Below are 6,026 nucleotides of genomic sequence, written 5' to 3' on the forward strand. Positions count from 1 at the left end.
ATCCTGCGGCCAGACACCACAAGACTGCCGCAAGATCATCATCCCGGGCCTGCCCAACACACCCTCACTCAACCCGAGAATTAACCACCAGGGTCGGTACTGACCCGAAAACGCCGAATGCGCCCCGCACCCGGTAAGGATGCAGGGCGCGTTGCTACTCGGTCGGGTACGTAGGTGGCGTGTTGGAGCCGAGCAGAACGCGGGTCGCCCACGGCGGGAGGTGCGGCTCCGCCTTGCGCAGCAGCGTGTTCGTGCTCGCCTGGCTGCGCGAGCTCGCCGACGAAGTCGGTGAAGCTGCGGCCCAAGCGAAAGAGGCCGAGCGTAGACAGCTCCGGTCGCGAACCGATGCGCAAGCCGCCGCGCGCGAGGTCGCCGAGATCGACCGGCAGCTAGCCGAGCTTACGCGCCAGCTGGTGGCCGGCCGGGTGCCGGAGTCCGTCTACGACACCGCCCGTGATGAGCTCATGGCGGAACGAGACGAGCACGAGCAGCGACTCACACTCGCCGAGCAAGACGCACGGGAAGTCCGTGAACCTGCACACATCATCGCCCGCGGACTGCTCGACGAGTGGGACACGCTACCTGTTCTCGACTGCAGGGAGCTACTCGCGCAGGTGATCCGGTACGTTCAGGTCACCCCCGGCCAGTACAAGCGGGCACCTATCACAATCCGCGTCATCCCAGCATTGACGAATAGCACCCACTAGAACGCGGCTGCGGTGTCGCCACCGCCGAGGCGGCGCACATCGTCCGCTGCACGGCCGGTGATCTCCGCAACAGCCGCCTGGGCTTGATCGAGCATCGTCACAACCGTTCGCGGACCCAGCCGAGCAGACCCGGTGTGGCGGCCTCGACCATCGCCAGCACATCGCCGAACCCGTTCGGGCCGCCGTAGTAAGGGTCCGGGACCTCGCCGCCGACGGCGGACTCCGGGTCGAAGGAACGCAGCAGCCGCACGTCGGCCGAGCTGTCGACGAGGCGGCGCACCGCCCGGAGGTGCCCGGCATCCATTGCGATCAGCAGGTCGGCAGCCAGGTGCTCGTCGTCGATCTGGGCGGCGACGTGGTCGGTGGGGTAGCCGTGGTCGGCGAGCACCTTCGCGGTGCGCGGGTCGGCTGGTTCGCCGACGTGCCACGGCCCGGTTCCGGCACTGGTGACCTCGACCTGCCCGTCCAACCCGGCCCGCCGCAGCTGCTCGCGGAACACCAGCGCGGCCATCGGGGAACGGCAGATGTTACCGGTACAGATGAAGGAGATGTGCACGTTTCCCGAGGGTACGGCCCAACCGTCTCCGCCTCCGGCAGGAGGGGAGGAGCGAACGGCCTGTTCACCGCGCCTAGCGGCGGTGAACGGATCCGTTCGCCGCATCTTGGAGACGGCCGGTCGTTTCGTGCGGACGGCATTTGGAGCGGATGGGCCGTTCGTCCCTCCTTGCTGGGGTGAACAGGCCGTTCGCTGCGAACAGCGGATGGCGCGAACGGGCCGTTGGCTCCGCCTCCGGCTGGAGGGGAGGAGCGGTTCGCCCCGGGCGGGGCCATCCGGTTTCATTCGAGGTGAACGGGGCGTTTCGCTCCTTCTGGTGAGGTCATGGTCCGGCTCGACATCACGAGGGGGTCACCGCCGCCCTTCGCGGCGCACGGGCCGGGCTCCGCCCTGGTTAGACTGCCCGGGATGAACAGCGGGCACGACCAGGATTCGTTGCGGCACCACGGCGATGTCGACGCCGAGCACGGCCTGCTCGATTTCGCGGTCAACGTCCGCCTGGACCGTCCGCCGGCGTGGCTCCGCCAGCGCCTCACGGCGGCGCTCGACCGCCTCGGCCGCTACCCGTCCGCCGCTGACGACCTCGCCGCTCGGGCGGCTGCCGCCGCCCGCCACGGCCGCGACGCCTCCGAGGTGCTGCTGCTGGCCGGCGCGGCGGAGGGCTTCGCGCTCCTGCCGTCGCTGCACCCCCGCCTCGCGGCGTTGGTGCACCCGTCGTTCACCGAGCCCGAGCTTGCGCTTCGCACCGCCGATGTCGAGGTGGCGCGGGTGCAGCTGGATCCAGCGGACGGCTATCGCCTGGACGCGAGTGCGGTGCCGGAGCAGGCGGACCTGGTGGTGCTCGGCAATCCGACCAACCCGACGTCGGTGCTGCATCAGTCGGCGGAGGTCCTGCGGCTGCTTCGGCCCGGTCGGGTGGTGGTCGTCGACGAGGCGTTCAGCGATACCGTGCCCGGCGAGCCGGAGTCGCTGGCTGGGTGTCGGGAACCGGGGCTGTTGGTGTTGCGAAGCCTGACGAAGATGTGGGGCCTTCCTGGGTTGCGCGCCGGCTATGCGCTGGGCGACCCGGACCTGTTACGGCGGTTGGGCCGGTACCGTCCACATTGGCCGATCAACGCGCTGGTCCTGGAGGCCGTGGTCGCCTGCTGCGAGCCGGATGCGTTGGCCGAGTCGGAGCAGGCGGCGGTCGAGTTCGAGGAGCACCGCGCGGGTTTGGTCGCGGAGTTGGACGGGATTCCTGGGCTGCAGGTCGCGATGCCCGCGCGCGCCCCGTTCCTGCTGCTTCGGGTGGATGGCGGTGCCGAGGTGCGGGATGCGTTGCGGCAGCACGGCATCGCGGTCCGACGGGGCGACACGTTCCCCGGCCTGGGGCCCGATCACCTGCGGGTCGCGGTGCGCGATCCGGCGCAGAACGCGTTTCTGGGAAAGGCTTTACGCGACATTTTGGGATGGGGGTGAGTCGGTGGTGGTACGGCTTCAAGAGGTGATCGGCGCGCTGGAAGCGGCATATCCGACCGATCTGGCCGAGGGCTGGGACGCGGTCGGCCTGGTGTGCGGCGATCCCGAGTCGGTGGTGCAGCGGGTGCTGTTCTGCGTGGACCCGGTCGAGGCCACTGTGGACGAGGCGGTGGATTTCGGCGCACAGCTGGTGGTTTCGCACCACCCGTTGCTGCTGCGGGGGGTGCACGGCGTGCCCGCTGACGATCCCAAGGGGCGGATCGTGCACCGGCTGATCCGTTCCGGGATCGGCTTGTACTGCGCGCACACCAACGCCGACAGCGCCGTGCAGGGCGTGTCGGATGCGCTGGCCGAGGCCATCGGCCTCACCGTGACCGGGCCGCTGGTCCCGCACGCGGAAGGCGCCCGAACCGGGCTGGGGCGCATCGGTGAGCTGCCCGAGGCCGAGCCGTTCCACGAGTTCGTGCGCCGCGTCGCGCACAACCTGCCCACCACGGCCTGGGGGGTGCGCGGTGCTGGTGATCCGGACCGCCCGATCCGCGTCGTCGCGGTGTGCGGCGGCGCGGGCGACTCCTACCTGGCGACCGCGGCGGCCGCTGGTGTTGACGCCTATGTGACCGCAGACCTGCGGCATCACCCGGCCGGCGAGCACCTGGCCCGGGCCGCCGTACCTGGCGCCGAGGTGCCGGCCTTGGTGGACGTGGCGCACTGGGCCAGCGAATGGCCGTGGTGCCAACAGGCCGCGGACACCGTCGCCGCCGCGTTGCCGGATACAGTCGAAGTCCTCGTTTCCACCCGCCGCACCGACCCGTGGACCGTTCACGCCGGCGCGGCATCAGACCCAGGGAGGGCGCTCGCGTGAAAGCCGACCCCGCCGTTCAGCGACGGTTGCTCGATCTCGCGGAGGCGGACGCGGAACTCAACCGCGTCGAGCACCGCCGACGCACGCTGCCCGAGCTGGAACAGATCGGCCGGGCCGAGAGCGAGGTGCTGGCCAAGCGCGACGAGCTGGTGGTCGCGCAGACCGCGTTCAGCGACCTGGACCGCGAGGTCAAGCGGCTGGAGAACGAGGTCGACCAGGTGCGCGCCCGGGAGCAGCGCGACCGCGACCTGATGGCCGCGGGGGCGTCCGCGAAGCAGCTCGAAGATCTGGAGCACGAGCTGCAGACGCTCGCCCGCCGGCAGGGCATCCTCGAAGACGAGCAGCTCGAGGTCATGGAGCAGCGCGAGGCACTCGAAACGAATGTGACGAAGTCGCGCGAGGCCCTCACCGCGGCCGAGGAGCGGCTCGCGGACATCCAGTCGCGCCGCGACGAGGCGCTCGCCGATCTGGAAGTGGCGGAGGCACGCCGCCGGGGTGAGCGGGACCTGATCGCCAAGGCGTTGCCGGCGGAACTCGCCGCGCTCTACGAGCGGATCCGAGCGCAGCGCGGCGTCGCCGCCGGGCTGCTGCAGGGTGCCCGGTGCGGCGCGTGCCGGATCGAGTTGGACCGCACCGCGTTGACCGAGGTGCGTGAAGCGGCGGCCAATGAAGTGGTCCGTTGCGAGGAGTGCGGCGCGATTCTGGTGCGGACAGGGGACAACCGGTGAGCTTGCGGGTTGTCGTCGAGGCCGATGGTGGGTCGCGGGGCAACCCCGGCCCGGCCGGATGCGGTGCCGTGGTCCGCGACGCCGCGTCCGGGGAGGTGCTCGCGGAGCGCTCGATCGGTTTGGGTGTCACGACCAACAACGTGGCCGAGTACCAGGGCGTGATCGCGGGCCTGCGAGCGGCGGCGGAGTTCGGTGCTGCCGCGGTTGAGGTACGGATGGACTCCAAGCTGGTCATCGAGCAGCTGGCCGGCCGCTGGAAGGTCAAGCACGCGAACCTGCAGCCCCTGGCCGCCGAGGCAAGGCAGCTGATCGCCGGATTCGAGCGGGTGAGCCTGGAGTGGGTGCCCCGCGCCCACAACGCCCATGCCGACCGCCTGGCCAACGAGGCGATGGACCAGCAGGCGAGCGGCGATCAGTCCGGCGGCGGTGCCCGGCCGGTAGGGGATCCCGCTGCCGGGGAGAGGTCCGGCGGCGAAGCGGATGTGGCGCGGTCCGGTAGCGAAGCCGGGGCGAGCAGCGCGCAGATCCGCCCGTCCGGGTGGCTCGGCGCCAACGGCACGCCGACGAAGATGCTGTTGCTGCGCCACGGTCAGACCCCGATGTCGGTGGACCGGCGCTATTCCGGAAGGGGTGATGTCGCGCTGACCCCGCTGGGGGAGCGTCAGGTGCGTGCGGCGGGTAAACGGCTGGCCGCGATGGACGGGGTGATCACCCCGGACGGCGTCGCGCCGGTGATCGCCTCGCCGCTGACCCGGGCCCGGCAGACCGCGCAGGCGGTGGTCGACGCCACCGGCGGCGAACTGCACTTCCACGACGGCCTGCTGGAAACCGACTTCGGTGACTGGGAGGGTCTTACCTTTGGCGAGGCCTCCGAGCAGTACCCGCAGCTGCACCGCAAGTGGCTCGGCGACCCGAGCGTCCTGCCGCCGGGCGGCGAAAGCCTCGACGAGGTTTACCAGCGGGTCACGCGGGCCCGCGGCGATCTCCTGGAGCAGTACGCGGGTCAGACGATCATCGTGGTCAGCCATGTGACCCCGATCAAGGCCTTGCTGCGGCTGGGCTTGGACGTCGGCCCGTCGATGTTCTACCGCCTCCACCTGGACCTGGCATCGCTGTCCATCGTGGAGTTCTACCCGGACGGCAACGCCTCGGTCCGCCTGGTGAACGACATCTCCCACTGGGCCTGACGGCCCGTTAGGGCGACAAGTGAAGGGCAACTTCGACCGACACGGTCGGCCGGCACATTCCCGCACGGTCAGGAAAGGGTCCGTCGTCTGAACAGATCCGTCTGGTCCGCAACGGCGCGGCAGCGGTGGAAGCGGCTCACGACGCGGGTGCTGCCGGGAAGGCGTTCCTCGCCGACCTCTTCGCCAAGTCGGGCATCACCGAGCCGCCTAGGACCATGTCCGAGCTGACCGAGGCGCCAAGTGGCTCGCCGAGTTCAACCCCGACGGCTCGATCAAGGTCGCCGGATTCCTGCCGGTGTTGACCTCGCAGGCCAACCACCCCTGGAACTGGGCGCCGCACTTTGGCGCGGAGTGGATGGACGCGCAGGGCAAGTCGGTGCTGGCCCAGGACCCCGCCGGGCAGGAGATGTACCGCTGGCAGCAGGAACTCGTGGTTGAGCGGGATGGCGATTTCGCGAAATCGCCATCCCGCTCCTGCCCCGGTGACCGCAAGGGGGGGAGGAGGGGGGGTAGGAAGAGCGGGGGGTG

6 protein-coding genes and 1 pseudogene are annotated in these 6,026 nt (G+C 70.4%); 6 read left to right on the forward strand and 1 reads right to left on the reverse strand.

The window, feature by feature from the left end:
• Window positions 1-233 precede the first annotated feature (233 nt).
• The gene (locus ACWDKQ_RS34700; protein ID WP_450142997.1) at window positions 234-707 is read left to right on the forward strand and encodes a hypothetical protein; all 474 of its coding nucleotides are present in this window, start codon (window positions 234-236) and stop codon (window positions 705-707) included.
• A gap of 97 nt (window positions 708-804) precedes the next feature.
• Here ACWDKQ_RS34700 and ACWDKQ_RS34705 read toward each other — a convergent pair whose 3' ends face one another.
• Window positions 805-1,263, reverse strand: a complete 459-nt coding sequence (locus tag ACWDKQ_RS34705; RefSeq protein ID WP_450142998.1) for a low molecular weight protein-tyrosine-phosphatase — start codon at window positions 1,261-1,263, stop codon at window positions 805-807.
• Window positions 1,264-1,671: 408 nt separating this feature from the next.
• On the opposite strand from ACWDKQ_RS34705, the gene cobC reads away from it, so the two are divergent.
• From cobC to ACWDKQ_RS34730, 5 genes and pseudogenes are all read left to right on the forward strand, one after another.
• Window positions 1,672-2,721 carry an Rv2231c family pyridoxal phosphate-dependent protein CobC gene (gene cobC / locus ACWDKQ_RS34710; protein WP_450143001.1) on the forward strand — a complete coding sequence of 350 codons (1,050 nt, stop codon included), beginning with the start codon at window positions 1,672-1,674 and terminating at the stop codon, window positions 2,719-2,721.
• 7 nt (window positions 2,722-2,728) lie between these two features.
• Window positions 2,729-3,583, forward strand: coding sequence for a Nif3-like dinuclear metal center hexameric protein (locus ACWDKQ_RS34715; protein WP_450143002.1), 855 nt, complete (start codon window positions 2,729-2,731; stop codon window positions 3,581-3,583).
• On the forward strand, window positions 3,580-4,311 hold the full coding sequence (locus tag ACWDKQ_RS34720; protein ID WP_450142999.1) for a zinc ribbon domain-containing protein: 732 nt from the start codon (window positions 3,580-3,582) through the stop codon (window positions 4,309-4,311). Before ACWDKQ_RS34715 ends, ACWDKQ_RS34720 begins: the two co-directional genes overlap by 4 nt.
• Complete coding sequence (locus tag ACWDKQ_RS34725) at window positions 4,308-5,498, forward strand: bifunctional RNase H/acid phosphatase (RefSeq protein WP_450143000.1); 1,191 nt, start codon at window positions 4,308-4,310, stop codon at window positions 5,496-5,498. The genes ACWDKQ_RS34720 and ACWDKQ_RS34725 overlap by 4 nt, the downstream gene beginning before the upstream one ends.
• 295 nt (window positions 5,499-5,793) lie before the next feature.
• A pseudogene (locus ACWDKQ_RS34730) lies at window positions 5,794-6,026 on the forward strand (hypothetical protein); the annotation flags it as partial.

Source organism: Saccharopolyspora sp. NPDC000995 (assembly GCF_053599315.1).

Excerpts from the sequence above, each read along its gene's own strand:
- cobC (WP_450143001.1), top strand. The coding sequence starts at position 1,672 with ATGAACAGCGGGCACGACCAGGATTCGTTGCGGCACCACGGCGATGTC.